The following is a 14,288-nucleotide window of genomic DNA, read 5'->3' as shown; positions in this document are numbered from 1 at the left end:
AATATCTGAGCCTCATGGCCGTAGTCCCGACCCGTCTCTTCAGGATCGACGCCCGGGGCGCGGCGCTCTTCGCGCTTTGCTGTGGCGCCTTGCTCGTCCTGCTGCTGGTACGCAACCACGGGCTGTTCGGCCATCCGGTCTACGAGGCCGGAGACCCGGCCGCCAACTCGATTCTCACCATGCAGGCCAAGCACTTCGCCCTGCTGACCGGGCACTACTCCCGGGTCGGTTTCCACCATCCCGGTCCGGCTTTCTTCTACGTGCAGGCCGTCGGCGAATGGTTGCTGCACGACGTGACCGGTGTCGTTCCGGCGGCCTACAACGGGCAGGCGATCGCGATCATGGCCCTCAACGCGACGCTGATCGCAGTCGCGCTGACCATCCTTTACACGTGGGTGCGCTCGGCACCGGCGGTGCTCACGGCGGCCGGCATCACGCTCATCTTCCTCGCCGAACACCCCCAGCTGGTGTGCTCCACCTGGATGCCCCACGCCTGCTTCGCGCCCTTCTTCCTCTACCTCGTCGCGGTCGCGTCGGTGGCGGCCGGGCGGCTGCGCCACCTGTGGATCATGGTGCTCGCCGGCGGCCTGCTGGTGCACGGGCACGCGGAATTCCTGCTCCTGGTGCCCCTGCTTGCACTGGCGGCGCTGGTGCCCCAGCGGCGCCAGCTGCTCACGCACCGCCGCGACGTGCTGATCGCCTCGGCGGTGTTGGCGTTGTTCCTGCTTCCGATGGTGCTCAACGTGATCCTGCACTGGCCGGGCGAGATTCCGCAGTACTTGGCCTACGGTCACCGCACCCCGAACCCACCGGTCGCGGCCGCACGATTTCTCGCGCAGTTCTGGGGCCCCGGACCCGCACTCGGCGCGGTGTTCCTGGTGGCGTTGTTCGCGGCGGATCTGGCGCTGGTCCGCAAGCTGTCCGGCATCGACGAGGCGGTGTATGACTTCTCCCGCCGTCTGCTTCGGGTCACCGCCTTGGCCACCGCGCTGTTCGCCTTCTACTGCTGGTACGGCGTGGACCATCTCTGGCAGTCGTACATCGGCGTCTTCTCCTACGCGTTGCCGCTGGCTTTGCTCATCCTGGGCTCGTCGGCGCTGGTGGTGCTGGCGATGTCACGGCAGGAGCCGGTAGCCCGCCGCCTCGCGGCCGGCGTCGCGGCTGTCAGCCTGGCGGTCGGGGTGGTGCTCGCGCTCACCACGGACTCCTTGCGCAGAGACCGCGACGAGCTGACGGGCGTGCCCATCGCGCTCGACTACCTGGTCGCGCATGCGCACGGTAAGCCGATCGTGCTGCAGACACGCACCGACGAATCCTGGGCAGACGCGCTCGCGCTCCTCGACGCCGCCACCCGGGACGGACAGCGCGCCTGCCTGGCGCAGGAACGCTGGCGGCTGCAGGCCACGCGGGAGTTCATGTGCACGCCGCAGGAGCTGGCCGGCGGGGCGCGCTTCACGCTCAGCCGCGTCGACCCGGTGGCGCCGGGCGTCCCCGTGGTGCCGAATCTCAATCCGATCCCCGCGTCCTACCCGCCCTCGGCAGTCATTGCCTCCGGCTGACGGTCACCTCGGACGAACGCTAGGTCGGTAGGCGCCGGTTGATCAGCAACGCCGCCAGCGCCGCCAGGGCCAGCACCAGCGCACCAAGGCGCACCCAGCCCACGCTGGCATCGCCCTTGATGGTCTCGTAGCCGATCTGCTGCTGCAGCGTCGCGTACACGGATTTCAGTTCTTCCAATGACGCTGCGCTGTAGGCGTTCCCACCCGAGAGCTGGGCGACCTTCTTCAGCGTCTCGTCGTCGACGGGCACCGGCTGGCGCTGGTCGTTGATCTCGACGAAGCCGTACGGGGTGCCGAACGAGATCGTCGAGATCGGCACGCCCTGGTCCTTGGCGGTGCGCGCGGCGGTGAAGGCGCCCTTCGGGTTGTCCGGGTTGGTCGGCATCGTCTCCTTGCCGTCGGAGAACAGCACGATGCGCGCCGGCGGCGGTTTGTCGCCACCGCCGATCACCGCGCCGACCGTGGCGATGGCCTGCAGGGCGGTGAAGATGCCCTCCCCGGTGGCGGTGCGGTCGGCGTACTGCAGCTTGTCCAGCGCGGTCTTGGTCGATTCGCGGTTGGTCGTCGGCGACACCAACACCGTCGCGGTCCCCGCATAGGCGATCAGCCCGAGGTTGATGCCCGGGGTGAGCTCGTCTGCGAACTGCTTGGCGGCTTCCTGCGCGGCCGCCATCCGGGTCGGCTGCACGTCGGTGGCCCGCATCGATTGCGAGACGTCGATGACCAGCATCACCACCGCGCGGTTGCGGGGAATCCGGACGTCGTTCGTCGGGCCCGCCATCGCGATGGTGAACACCACCAGCGACGCGATGAGCAGGATCGCCGGCACGTGCCGCCACTTCGGTGGCCGTTTGGGGGCGACGCTTTCCAGCAGCTCCATGTTGGCGAACCGCAGCATGCGCCGCTGCCGCGCCAGCTGCATCAGGATGTAGAGCGCGGCCAGCCCGACGACGACAAGCAGGAACAGAAAGAACCACGAATGTTCAAAGCCCGACAACGACATTGGGCCGAGTAGCGGCAATGTCACTGCCGCCCTGCCAATGCACCGCGCCGGCGGGATTCGACAAAGCGCACGATGTCGGCGATCCAGTCACGGTCGGTGCGCAGCGTCAGGATCGGAGCCCCGCAGCTGCGGATGGTGCGCGCCACGTCGGCACGGTGCGCCGCGGCGGCCTTGGCGAAGTCGTCGCGCAGCTGAGCGTCGATGGTGAATTCACGGGTGACGCCGGACTCGGCGTCCTGCAGCACCACGTCCCCGATGTCGGGCAGCTCGACGTCGCGCGGGTCCAGCACCTCGATGGCCAGCACCTCGTGCCGGGCGGCGACGGCGCGCAGCGGGCGCATCCAGTTGATCGGCCCGAGGAAGTCGCTGATGATCACCGCCATGCCGCGGCGGCGTTCCGGACGGCGCAACGCGTCGATCGCCGTCGCCAGATCGCCGCGCACCCCGACCGGAGCGCGCGGCGTGGTGGCGATGGTGCGCAACAACGTCTGCTCGTGCTGACGCCCGGAGCGGGCCGGCACTCGCGTGATCTTGGCGCCGGTGGAGACGACGGCGCCGAGCCGGTTGCCGCCCCCGCTGTTGAGGAAGGTGATCGCGGCTGCGGCCGCGACGGCCAGGTCCCGTTTCTCGCAGCCCACGGTCCCGAAGTCCAGGCTGGCCGACATGTCGACCACCAGCCAGGTTTCCAGCTCGCGGTCGGCGATCATCTGCCGCACGTGCGGGTGCGTGGTGCGCGCGGTGACGGCCCAGTCCATGCGGCGGACGTCGTCGCCGGGTTGGTATTCGCGCGATTCCCCCGGCTCCGAGCCCGGGCCCGGGATCAGGCCGAGGTGATCGCCGTGCAGCACACCGTCGAGCTTGCGTTTGACGGTGAGCTCGAGGGTGCGCAACGCCGCCGACAGCTTCGGGTCATCGATCTGCCCCCGTTGCATCGACGGGGGATGGATAGCCGACGGCCTGGTGGGTTCGGTCACCGACCGCTGGCCGCGCCGGCGGGTTGCATCACCGGGGGCACCGAATGACCTTGCTGCGGAACGGCGTTCACCTGAGGTAGGGCCACCGTCTGCAGCACCCGGTTGATGACGATCTCCGGTGAGATCTCGTCGGCCAGCGCGTCGTAGGTGAGCACCAGCCGGTGACGCAGCACGTCGGGGATGACGTCAACGACGTCCTGCGGGATCACGTAGTCACGCCCGCGAACCAGCGCCAGCGACCGGGATGCGGCGATGATGCCCAGCGAGGCGCGCGGCGACGCACCGAACGAGATCCACGTCTTGACGTCGTTCATGCCGAGCTGTTCGGGGTGGCGGGTGGCGGTCACCACGCGCACCACGTAGTCGACCAGCGCGTGGTGGACGAAGACGTTGGCCGCGATGTCCTGCAGCCGCAGCAGGTCGCCGGTGTTCAGGATCTGTTTGGGCTCCGGCGGGCGCACGCCCATCCGGTAGATGATCTCCCGCTCCTCCTCCGGCGACGGGTAGCCGACGTTGATCTTGAACAGGAAGCGGTCGCGCTGCGCTTCGGGCAGCGGGTAGACACCCTCGTGCTCGATCGGGTTCTGCGTCGCCATCACCAGGAACGGGTTGGGCAGCGCGAAGGTCTTGCCGCCGATCGACACGTGGCGTTCCTGCATGACCTCCAGCAGCGCCGACTGCACCTTGGCGGGCGCGCGGTTGATCTCGTCGGCGAGCAGGAAGTTGACCACCACCGGGCCGAGCTCGGTGTCGAACTCCTCCTTGCCCTGACGGTAGATGCGGGTACCGATGATGTCGGTGGGCACCAGGTCGGGCGTGAACTGGATGCGCGCGAACGTCCCGCCGACCACCTTGGCGAACGTCTCGACGGCCAGCGTCTTGGCCACGCCGGGCACACCCTCGAGCAGCACGTGTCCCTTGGACAACAGGCCGACCAGCATGCGCTCCACCAGCTGGTCCTGGCCGACGATGATGCGTTTGACCTCGAAGATGGCGCGTTCCAGGGTCTGCACCTCGGCGGCCAGTCCGTTACCGCCCGTCGGCGCTTCGTGAGCCGGGCCGGATTGCCCGCCCGGGCCCGAGTAACCGCTGGCGCCTGGCGGCGGCCCACCTGCTGCTGTCATCAAGAACCCTCCACGCTCATTCGGACACGACTGCCGGGCAGCGACGTGCCCGCGTCCAACTATTCCAGGCCCGCCGAATTCCGTCGACGGCGCGGGTTCGCTGGCCTGCGATCAGTACTCGATGATCCTAGTCAGGAACGGCGTCATGCCGGGCTTACGAACCGGGCTGACCGTAACCTTGGCGGCGCTGCCCGACGCCTCGAGCATCTGGCCGTTGCCCAGGTACATGGTGACGTGCTGGCTGCCGCCCGGGCCGTAGAAGATCAGGTCGCCGCGCCGGGCCTGATCCGGCGGGATGTGGCGCCCGGCGTTGTACTGATCACCGGAGAACCGCGGGATCAGCACGCCGACGCCGGCGAATCCGTACCGCATCAGACCCGAGCAGTCGAAGCCGGTGATGTTGGCGCCATCGCCGACGCCCTTGCTCGGGCCGTCCAGCGAGCCACCGCCCCACGAATACGGCACACCCATCTGAGCACCCATCCGGCGAATCACGTACTCGATGGCCTGCCGGCCGTTTGCCCGCGGAATCTTGGAGCCGGGGTTGCTCGGAGTGGCCGCCGCGGCGGGAGGATCGCCACCGAGGTTGATCCCGAGTCCGCTCAGGAATTGCTTGCCCAGATCCATCGTCGTCTGGGTGGCCTGGGCGGTGGCCTGCAGCGAGGCGTTGGCGACGGCGAGCGGGTCGCCGGGCGCGCCGGCGCTGATCTGGGCCGGCAGCGTGGGGTCCCACTGGCCGGGGTCGGCCCCGGCGAGAGGAGTCGGAGCGGCCACAGAAAACATCAGCCCGGACACCACTGCGGTGATCCAGGCGAAGTTGATGAGACGAAACCGGTTGCGGCGCATGGCTATCCGTTCAGTGCTCACTCGATCACCACTCGATGTACCGGATCACGTAGGGCGTCATGCCGCTGGTGCGCACCGGGGCGACGCGGACCTTCAACCCGATGTCGGGCGCCTCGAGCATCTGGCCGTCACCGAGGTAGATCGTGACGTGCTGGCTGCCGCCCGGGCCGTAGAAGATGACGTCGCCGCGGCGCATCTGTGCGGACGGGATCTTGCGGCCCAGGTTGTACTGCGAGCCCGAGTAGTGCGGCAGCTTGATGCCCACCCCGGCGAACGAGTACAGCACCAGACCCGAACAGTCGAAGCCGGTGATGCCGGCCCCGGAGTCGATGCCCTTGCTCGGGCCGGCCGCGTTGCCGCCGCCCCAGGAGTAGGGCACGCCGATCTGCGACATGCCGCGCCGGATCACGTATTCGGTGGCCTGCCGGCCGTACACCCGGGGAATGCGCCCGCCGACGCCGCCGGGCGCCGCGTTGGTGATGCCGGTGTCGTCGGGCTTGAGGATGCCCATCTGCTGCAGGAAGTTGCGGCCCAGCCCGGCGGTGACCTGGGTCGAGGTGGCCGAGATGCCGAGCACCTGGTTGATCACCGCGATCGGGTCGCCCGGGACGTTGGCGCTCGGGATCATCGGCAACGTCGGGTCCCAGCCGCCGTCCCACTGACGGCCGCCGGACGACGGTGCCGGCCCACCCGATCCGGTCTCCCACCGGTCACCCGACGCCGGCGCTCCGGGCCCGCCGGCACCCGCGGACCAAAGGCGTGCGGCCTCGCGCTTGGCCGCCTCGAGCTTGACCTGAGCCTGATCCCGTTCGGCGGCAAGGCGAATGATGTCTTCGCGTTGCTGGTCGAACTTCTGCTTGGAGTTGGTCAGGGCCGCCACGGCGGCGTCCTGGCTGGACTTGGCGTCGGCGGCGGCTTTGTCGGCGTTCTGCTTGGCCAGCCGCGCCGCCGACTCCTTGTTCACCTGCTCGGTGCGGGCCTGCTGCAGCTTGGCCACCACGGTCTGCGAGCTCGTGGTCAGGTTCTTGGCGGCGGCTTCGGTCGCAATGATGTCGTCGGGGCTGCTCGCCGTCAGGTAGCTGTTCGACGGACCGTTCATGTAGGTCGCCGCGGCGAACGTGTCGAAACGGCGCTGCGCCCCGGCGATGGCGATGTTGGCGTCTTTGACCGCCTGCTGGCTGGTCTCGACATCATGCTGGGCGGTCGCCGCGTTGTCCCGCGCCGTCTCCACGTCGACCAGGGCCTTGTTGACGCTTTCCTGCTCGGTCTGGATTTCGGCGCTCAGGTTCTGCAGCCGCTGGTTGGCCTTGGCGACGTCGGCGATCAGTGCGGCCAGGTTGTCGGCGGTGGGATCGGCCTCCGCGAGGCCCGGCGTCGCGATCAGCAGCGCCAGGCTCAAAACGGATGGGATGACGGGCCGCACCAGCCTTGCGGCCGGTCGCGCAGAAGACCCCCAGCGTGTCCGTCTCATTCGACTCAGGTCTCCTACGGCTCAACACGACGGGTGGCGCCAGCCACAGAGTCCCCGAAAGGCGCCAAAGACAACACCAGCATCATTTGCACCGTACGTCACAGAGGTGGGCGCGCAAACGCTCCACCGAAATCGCACTCTCTACGTGCGTTTAATGTGACCGAACGGTGACCTGCCCGGTTTGCCGCAGTCGGCCGTGCGGGTTCGTCGAAAGAACCCGAAGAAGCGAATACCGGTGGCTACACGGCGGTATTGGTGTCGGCGGCGGGGGTTGCCGCGGTGTCATCCGTCGTTGCTGAGCGCTTGCTACGCAACTGCAACAACCGCGTGCCGACGGCCGCCGCGAAGACGGCGACCAACAGGAAAATCGTCAGGCCGGTCCAGGGAAACTCGGGCGTGTCCAACTCGTGCAAGAAATGCTGCGCGGAGACCACCGGGTTGCCCGTCTTGGCGATGTCCTCGCCGGCCTCGAGCGTGACGCGGGGGAACCGCGTGCTGTAGCTGCCGACGTAGCTCGGGCTGAGCGTCAGCACCGTCGCGTCGTGATAGTCCGCGCCGACCACCGTCGAGATGTCGCGCAGCGGGGTGTCGTTCGGGGGGTTGTGATCGAGCAGCACGATCTTCAGGTTGATGCCGTCGGCGTGCGCCTGGTTGACCACGTCGAGCAGTCCCGGCATCGCCGACGGCGCGGCACTGACTCCGGTGGCGGCGACCTGAGCCTTCACCATGGTCATGTCGACGTCCACCGGAATGTAGAGCGGCAGCGTCGAGTGCGAGAACACGGTGTCCTGCGGTAGCGGTGCAACGAACGAATCGTGCCCGGTCATCTGCGCCTCCTGGGGTAGTGCTAGAGGCACCGTACGCGACTTCACCGTCACGGGTTTAAACCGGCGGCCGCGGCGACAAGACTGGAATCACGAGTGCCGTCGTAATGCAGGACAAGCGTACTGTTAAAGTTGGCTCGATAGTTTGGACGACCCACCGACGCCAGCCCGTCGCGGTGGGAGAACTAAAGACTCTGGGAGTTGAAGTGAGTGATTCTGTGAATTCGTTCGAAGCCCGCGACACGCTCAAGGTCGGCGACCAGAGTTACCAGATCTATCGTCTCGACGCCGTCCCCAACACCGAGAAGCTCCCCTACAGCCTCAAGGTGCTGGCCGAGAACCTGTTGCGCAATGAGGACGGCGCCAACATCACCAAAGACCACATCGAGGCCATCGCGAACTGGGATCCCAAGGCGGAACCCAGCATTGAGATTCAGTACACGCCCGCCCGCGTGGTGATGCAGGACTTCACCGGGGTGCCCTGCATCGTCGACCTGGCCACCATGCGCGAGGCCATCGGCGACCTCGGCGGCAAGGCGGACAAGGTCAACCCGCTCGCCCCCGCCGACCTGGTGATCGACCACTCGGTGATCGCCGACCTGTTCGGCACCGCCGACGCGTTCGAGCGCAACGTCGAGATCGAGTACCAGCGCAACGGCGAGCGCTACCAGTTCCTGCGCTGGGGCCAGGGGGCTTTCCAGGACTTCAAGGTGGTGCCCCCGGGCACCGGCATCGTGCACCAGGTCAACATCGAGTACCTGGCCAGTGTCGTGATGTCCCGAGCGGATGACGCGGGAAATATGACCGCCTACCCCGACACCTGTGTGGGAACCGACTCGCACACCACGATGGTCAACGGCCTGGGCGTCCTGGGCTGGGGCGTCGGCGGCATCGAGGCCGAGGCCGCGATGCTGGGCCAGCCGGTGTCGATGCTGATCCCGCGCGTCGTCGGCTTCAAACTGACCGGTGAGATCCAGGCCGGCGTCACCGCCACCGACGTCGTGCTGACCGTCACCGAGATGCTGCGCAAGCACGGTGTCGTCGGCAAGTTCGTCGAGTTCTACGGCAAGGGTGTTTCCGAGGTGCCGCTGGCCAACCGCGCCACGCTGGGCAACATGAGCCCCGAATTCGGTTCCACCGCAGCCATTTTCCCCATCGACGAGGAGACCATCTCCTACCTGAAGTTCACCGGCCGCACCGACCAGCAACTGGCACTCGTGGAGACCTACGCCAAAGAGCAGGGGCTGTGGCACGACCCCGACCACGAGCCCGCGTTCTCGGAATACCTCGAGCTCGACCTCTCCACGGTGGTGCCGTCGATCGCCGGACCCAAGCGCCCGCAGGACCGAATCGCGTTGTCGGCCGCCAAGTCCACCTTCCGCGAACAGATCCTCAGCTACGTCGATGGTGACACGGACGGCCAGCAGGGCTACTCGAAGCTGGACGAGTCGGTCGAGGAGACCTTCCCGGCCAGCGATCCCGGCGCGGTGTCGAACGGACATGCCGACGACGTCCCCGAGGTGCACTCGGCGGCCGCACATGCCAAGGGCCGCCCGAGCAATCCGGTGACCGTAAAGTCCGACGAGCGAGGCGAATTCGTGCTCGATCACGGCGCGGTGGTGATCGCCGCGGTAACGTCGTGCACCAACACCTCCAACCCCGAGGTGATGCTGGGCGCCGCGCTGCTGGCCCGCAACGCCGTCGAGAAGGGACTGACCTCCAAGCCGTGGGTGAAGACCACCATGGCGCCCGGCTCGCAGGTGGTCAACGACTACTACGACAAGGCCGGCCTGTGGCCGTATCTGGAGAAGCTCGGCTTCTACCTGGTCGGCTACGGCTGCACCACGTGCATCGGCAACTCCGGTCCGCTGCCCGACGAAATCTCGAAGGCCATCAACGACAACGACTTGTCGGTGTCCGCCGTGCTCTCGGGTAACCGGAACTTCGAGGGCCGCATCAACCCGGACGTCAAGATGAACTACCTGGCGTCGCCGCCGCTGGTGGTCGCCTACGCGCTGGCCGGCACGATGGACTTCGACTTCGATGAGCAGCCGCTGGGCACGGATAAAGAAGGCAACGAGGTCTACTTGAAAGACATCTGGCCCTCACAGCAGGACGTCTCCGACACCATCGCGTCGGCGATCAACTCCGAGATGTTCACCAAGAACTACGGCGACGTGTTCAAGGGCGACGAGCGGTGGCGCAACCTGCCCACCCCGAGCGGCAATACCTTTGAGTGGAACGCGGATTCGACCTACGTCCGCAAGCCCCCGTACTTCGACGGCATGCCGGCCGAGCCCGAGCCGGTCGCCGACATCACCGGCGCCAGGGTGCTGGCGCTGCTGGGCGATTCGGTAACCACCGACCACATCTCCCCCGCCAGCAGCATCAAGCCGGGAACCCCGGCGGCGCAGTACCTCGACGAGCACGGCGTGCAGCGCAAGGACTACAACTCCTTCGGCTCGCGGCGCGGCAACCACGAGGTGATGATCCGCGGCACGTTCGCCAACATCCGGCTGCGCAACATGCTGCTCGACGACGTGTCCGGCGGCTACACCCGCGACTTCACCCAGTCCGCCGAAGATGGGCAAGCACCGCAGGCGTTCATCTACGACGCGGCGCAAAACTATGCGGCACAAGACATTCCGCTGGTGGTGCTGGGCGGTAAGGAATACGGATCGGGTTCGTCACGAGACTGGGCCGCCAAGGGGACGCGGCTGCTGGGCGTCCGCGCGGTGATCGCCGAGTCGTTCGAGCGGATCCACCGCTCCAACCTGATCGGCATGGGCGTGATCCCGTTGCAGTTCCCCGATGGCAAGTCGGCCACCGACCTGGGCCTGGACGGCACCGAGGTGTTCGACATCACCGGGATCGAAGAGCTCAACAACGGCAAGACGCCGAAGACGGTGCACGTCAAGGCCAGCAAGTCCGCCGGGAAGGACGCCGACAAAAACGCAATCGAGTTCGACGCGGTGGTGCGCATCGACACCCCGGGCGAGGCCGACTACTACCGCAACGGCGGCATCCTGCAGTACGTGCTGCGCAACATGCTCAAGTCCGACTAGTCCCGGCCCGAATCCAGTCACCCCCGTGCCTAAGGTCAGCGAGGACCATCTGGCGGCTCGACGCCGCCAGATCCTCGACGGCGCCCGCCGTTGTTTTGCCGAATACGGCTACGAGAAAGCGACGGTGCGCCGGCTGGAGAAGGCGATCGGGATGTCGCGCGGCGCGATCTTCCACCACTTCCGGGACAAGGATGCGCTGTTTTTCGCCCTCGCCGACGAGGACGCCGAGCGGATGGCCGACGTGGCTTCCCGCGCGGGACTCATCCAGGTGATGCGCGACATGCTAGCTGCGCCGGACCAGTTCGACTGGCTGGCCACCAGATTGGAGATCGCCCGCAAGCTGCGCAACGATCCCGCGTTCAGCCAGGGATGGGCGGAACGTTCAGCCGAGCTGGCGGCGGCGACCACCGATCGGTTGCGCCGGCAGACCGAGGCACACCGGGTGCGCGACGACGTGCCCGGCGACGTCCTGCAGTGCTACCTGGAGTTGGTGCTCGACGGGCTGGTGGCCCGGTCGGCGTCCGGCGAGGACCCGCAGCGCCTATCCGCGGTGCTGGACCTGGTGGAAAACTCGGTGCGCCGCAACGACTCTGAGAAGCGATCGTAGCGTCACTGCGAACAAGGGGACGTGATTTCGCAGTGACGCTACGCCCGCGCGATCTTGGCTGTCCGGTTCGGGCCGCCGCGGCTGCGCATCGTGGTGCCCGACTCCCGTAGCAAGCTATGAACCGACCCGTACGACCTGCCGGTCTTCGCGACCAGGCTGCGGATGCTGGCGCCGCCTTCGTAGGCGTGGCGCAGCTCATGCAACAACTGGTCGCGCGTCTTGGCCGACCTGTGCAGTGTTCTCTTCATGGCTCCTCCGGCGCGGGACACGATCGCAAGCACTCAGAGTAAGAAGCCGCCGTCGCCCGCGGGGCGATTTCGCCAAATCGCATGCAAAGTCAGGCGAGCTCGATGAGATCCCGGTATTCGTCGGACCAGAAGTCCTCGGTGCCGTCGGGCAGCAGCACAACGCGCTGCGGGTCGAGCGCCTCGGCGGCACCCGGGTCGTGCGTCACCAACACCACCGCGCCCTGGTAACTGCGCAGCGCGTCGAGCACCTGCTCGCGCGAGGCCGGGTCGAGGTTGTTCGTCGGCTCGTCGAGCAGCAGCACGTTGGCGGTGGACGCCACCAAACCGGCCAGCGCGAGCCGGGTCTTCTCGCCGCCGGACAGGGTGCCCGCCGGCTGGTCGAGCTGGGGACCGCTGAACATGAAGGCGCCCAACAGGCCGCGCAGATCCTGCTCGCCCGAATCCGGTGCGGCGTGACGGATGTTCTCCCACACGGTCGCATCGTTGTCGAGCGTGTCGTGCTCCTGGGCGAAGTAGCCGATCCGCAGCCCGTGCCCGGGCTCCAGCCCCCCGGTGTCGGGGGCCTCGGTGCCGGCCAGGATTCTCAGCAGGGTGGTCTTTCCGGCGCCGTTGAGGCCCAGCACCACCACCCGCGAGCCGCGGTCGATCGCCAGGTCGACACCGGTGAACACCTCCAGCGACCCGTAGGACTTGCTCAGCCCGGTGGCCACCAGCGGCGTGCGCCCGCACGCGGCGGGGTTGGGGAACTTGATGCGGGCCACCTTGTCGGCCACCCGCTCGTCGTCGAGCGCGGCCATCATCCGGTCGGCACGGCGCAACATGTTTTGCGCGGCAACGGCTTTGGTGGCCTTCGCACCGAGCTTGGCAGCCTGTGAGCGCAGCGCTGTGGCCTTGCGTTCGGCGTTGGCGCGTTCCCGGCGCCTGCGCTGCTCGTCGGTCGCCCGCGCGTCGAGGTATTTCTGCCACGTCATGTTGTAGACGTCGACCTCGCCGCGCACCGCGTCCAGGAACCACACCCGGTTGACGACGTCGGCGAGCAGTTCGACGTTGTGGCTGATGATCACCAGCCCGCCGGTGTGCGCGCGCAGGAAATCGCGCAGCCAGCCGATGGAATCCGCGTCCAGGTGGTTGGTCGGCTCGTCGAGCAGCAGCGTGGTCGACGAACCCGACATCCCGGCGCCGCCCTCGGAAGCGGCGAACAGGATGCGGGCCAGCTCCACCCGGCGGCGCTGCCCGCCGGACAGCGTGCGCAGCTGCTGCGTCAGCACCCGTTCCGGCAGACCGAGACTCGCGCAGATGCGGCTCGCTTCGCTTTCCGCGCCATAGCCGCCGAGGGCGACGAAACGCTCCTCCAGCTGCCCGTACCGGCGGATCGCGCGGTCGCGGGCGTCGTCGTCGGCCACCTCGGCCATCAACGCCTGCTGCTTTTCCAGGTCGGTCAGCAACACGTCGAGCCCGCGGGCCGACAGCACCCGGTCGCGGGCCAGCACGTCGAGGTCGCCCTCTTTGGGATCCTGTGGCAGATAACCGATTTCGCCGGTGCGGTGGATCGCGCCCGCATAAGGCTCGGTCTCCCCCGCCAGGATGCGCAGCGTGGTGGTCTTACCGGCGCCGTTGCGGCCCACCAGCCCGATGCGGTCGCCGGGCTGCACGCGCAGGTCGGGACCGTCCGGGGAGAGCAGGATGCGCGCACCAGCGCGGACCTCGAGGTCCGTGGCCGTGATCACGATCGCTCTCCTTGTTGAAAAGACGCCTATTTGTCGTCGGTGAACACCGGTGGTCGTCGTTCTGCGCGCGCGGTAACCGCTTCTTCGAAGTTGGCGGTGAGCAGGCGGACGAAAAGCTGTCCCAAGCCTTCGGCTTGCATGTGCCCTTCCAGGCTACCGGCGTCCAGTCCACTCCACAGCGTGCGCTTGGTCAACTCGATACCCGGCCGCGAGAAGGCCGCCATCCGCGCGGCGATGGCGTAGCAGGTGTCCAGCAGTTGCTCCTCGGGCACCTGACAGGACACCAGCCCGATGCGTTCGGCCTCCTCGGCGGTGACGTCGCGACCGGTCAGCATGATCTCGAAGGCGCGCGACGAGCCGATGGCCCGCGGCAGCAGGTAGGACAGGCCCAGTTCGCTGGCCGTCAGCCCGTTGTTGATGCCGGCCGCACGGAAGTACGCGCTGGTCGAGGCCACCCGGATGTCGGCGGCCAGGGCCAGGCACAGGCCGCCGCCGATGGCGGGGCCGTTGACCGCGGCGATCACCGGTTGGTGCAGCCGGCGCAGCGCCAGGATGACCTCGTCGAGGATCTCCATGGAGCGCAGCGCGTAGGTCGGGCGGGTCAGCCCCTCGACGTGGGGCACCGAGCCCGCGGACTTGTGATCGGCACCGGAGGAAAAGCCGCGACCGGCCCCGGTCAGCACGACCACGCGCACCGAATTGTCGTAGGTGACCTGTTCCAGGGCCTCCTTGAGCGGGAGCATGACGTCGAACGCCATGGAGTTCATCCGCTCGGGCCGATTCAGGGTTATCAGCGCGACGCCGGGCCGCGGGTGATCTACCAGTACCAAACTCACCCAT

Annotated in this window: 12 protein-coding genes; 3 read left to right on the top strand and 9 right to left on the bottom strand. The window is 67.7% G+C overall.

The window, feature by feature from the left end; genetic code table 11:
• Positions 1–14 precede the first annotated feature (14 nt).
• Positions 15–1,559 carry a hypothetical protein gene (locus A5760_RS07990; RefSeq protein WP_155764250.1) on the top strand — a complete coding sequence of 515 codons (1,545 nt, stop codon included), beginning with the start codon at positions 15–17 and terminating at the stop codon, positions 1,557–1,559.
• A gap of 19 nt (positions 1,560–1,578) precedes the next feature.
• On the opposite strand, the gene A5760_RS07985 is transcribed toward A5760_RS07990, so the two are convergent.
• From A5760_RS07985 to A5760_RS07960, 6 genes are all read right to left on the bottom strand, one after another.
• Positions 1,579–2,586 carry a VWA domain-containing protein gene (locus A5760_RS07985; protein WP_064879430.1) on the bottom strand — a complete coding sequence of 336 codons (1,008 nt, stop codon included), beginning with the start codon at positions 2,584–2,586 and terminating at the stop codon, positions 1,579–1,581.
• The gene (locus A5760_RS07980) at positions 2,583–3,494 is read right to left on the bottom strand and encodes a DUF58 domain-containing protein (protein WP_082279387.1); all 912 of its coding nucleotides are present in this window, start codon (positions 3,492–3,494) and stop codon (positions 2,583–2,585) included. The genes A5760_RS07985 and A5760_RS07980 overlap by 4 nt, the downstream gene beginning before the upstream one ends.
• Before the next feature lie 38 nt (positions 3,495–3,532).
• Positions 3,533–4,660 carry an AAA family ATPase gene (locus A5760_RS07975; protein ID WP_064879426.1) on the bottom strand — a complete coding sequence of 376 codons (1,128 nt, stop codon included), beginning with the start codon at positions 4,658–4,660 and terminating at the stop codon, positions 3,533–3,535.
• A gap of 111 nt (positions 4,661–4,771) precedes the next feature.
• Positions 4,772–5,506, bottom strand: coding sequence for an NlpC/P60 family peptidoglycan endopeptidase RipB (gene ripB, locus A5760_RS07970; RefSeq protein WP_064879424.1), 735 nt, complete (start codon positions 5,504–5,506; stop codon positions 4,772–4,774).
• A 25-nt stretch (positions 5,507–5,531) separates the two neighbouring features.
• Positions 5,532–6,977, bottom strand: a complete 1,446-nt coding sequence (gene ripA, locus A5760_RS07965) for an NlpC/P60 family peptidoglycan endopeptidase RipA (RefSeq protein WP_064879422.1) — start codon at positions 6,975–6,977, stop codon at positions 5,532–5,534.
• A gap of 239 nt (positions 6,978–7,216) precedes the next feature.
• The gene (locus A5760_RS07960; RefSeq protein ID WP_064879420.1) at positions 7,217–7,804 is read right to left on the bottom strand and encodes a DUF6676 family protein; all 588 of its coding nucleotides are present in this window, start codon (positions 7,802–7,804) and stop codon (positions 7,217–7,219) included.
• Positions 7,805–8,007: 203 nt separating this feature from the next.
• On the opposite strand from A5760_RS07960, the gene A5760_RS07955 reads away from it, so the two are divergent.
• Positions 8,008–10,866 carry an aconitate hydratase gene (locus A5760_RS07955; RefSeq protein ID WP_064879418.1) on the top strand — a complete coding sequence of 953 codons (2,859 nt, stop codon included), beginning with the start codon at positions 8,008–8,010 and terminating at the stop codon, positions 10,864–10,866.
• Positions 10,867–10,891: 25 nt separating this feature from the next.
• Entirely contained in the window at positions 10,892–11,473 is a 582-nt protein-coding gene (locus tag A5760_RS07950; RefSeq protein WP_064879417.1) for a TetR/AcrR family transcriptional regulator, read from the top strand.
• Positions 11,474–11,511: 38 nt separating this feature from the next.
• Here A5760_RS07950 and A5760_RS07945 read toward each other — a convergent pair whose 3' ends face one another.
• The 3 genes from A5760_RS07945 to A5760_RS07935 all read right to left on the bottom strand — a co-directional run bounded on the left by A5760_RS07945 (position 11,512) and on the right by A5760_RS07935 (position 14,284).
• Complete coding sequence (locus A5760_RS07945; protein ID WP_064879474.1) at positions 11,512–11,709, bottom strand: helix-turn-helix domain-containing protein; 198 nt, start codon at positions 11,707–11,709, stop codon at positions 11,512–11,514.
• Between the two features lie 101 nt (positions 11,710–11,810).
• Positions 11,811–13,448, bottom strand: coding sequence for an ABC-F family ATP-binding cassette domain-containing protein (locus A5760_RS07940; RefSeq protein WP_064879414.1), 1,638 nt, complete (start codon positions 13,446–13,448; stop codon positions 11,811–11,813).
• Positions 13,449–13,474: 26 nt separating this feature from the next.
• Positions 13,475–14,284 (bottom strand): enoyl-CoA hydratase, encoded by an 810-nt coding sequence (locus tag A5760_RS07935; RefSeq protein ID WP_064879412.1) that lies wholly within the window; start codon positions 14,282–14,284, stop codon positions 13,475–13,477.
• Positions 14,285–14,288: the final 4 nt, after the last annotated feature.

This window comes from Mycobacterium colombiense (genome assembly GCF_001665835.1).
GTDB lineage: Bacteria > Actinomycetota > Actinomycetes > Mycobacteriales > Mycobacteriaceae > Mycobacterium > Mycobacterium colombiense_A.
This window is presented reverse-complemented; position numbering and strand designations above follow the sequence as displayed.

What these genes read in the sequence shown, in the direction of transcription:
- A5760_RS07990 (WP_155764250.1), top strand. Translation starts at nt 15, where the DNA reads ATGGCCGTAGTCCCGACCCGTCTCTTCAGGATCGACGCCCGGGGCGCG.
- A5760_RS07980 (WP_082279387.1), bottom strand. Translation starts at nt 3,494, where the DNA reads ATGCAACGGGGGCAGATCGATGACCCGAAGCTGTCGGCGGCGTTGCGC.
- A5760_RS07975 (WP_064879426.1), bottom strand. Translation starts at nt 4,660, where the DNA reads ATGACAGCAGCAGGTGGGCCGCCGCCAGGCGCCAGCGGTTACTCGGGC.
- ripB (WP_064879424.1), bottom strand. Translation starts at nt 5,506, where the DNA reads ATGCGCCGCAACCGGTTTCGTCTCATCAACTTCGCCTGGATCACCGCA.
- ripA (WP_064879422.1), bottom strand. Translation starts at nt 6,977, where the DNA reads ATGAGACGGACACGCTGGGGGTCTTCTGCGCGACCGGCCGCAAGGCTG.
- A5760_RS07960 (WP_064879420.1), bottom strand. Translation starts at nt 7,804, where the DNA reads ATGACCGGGCACGATTCGTTCGTTGCACCGCTACCGCAGGACACCGTG.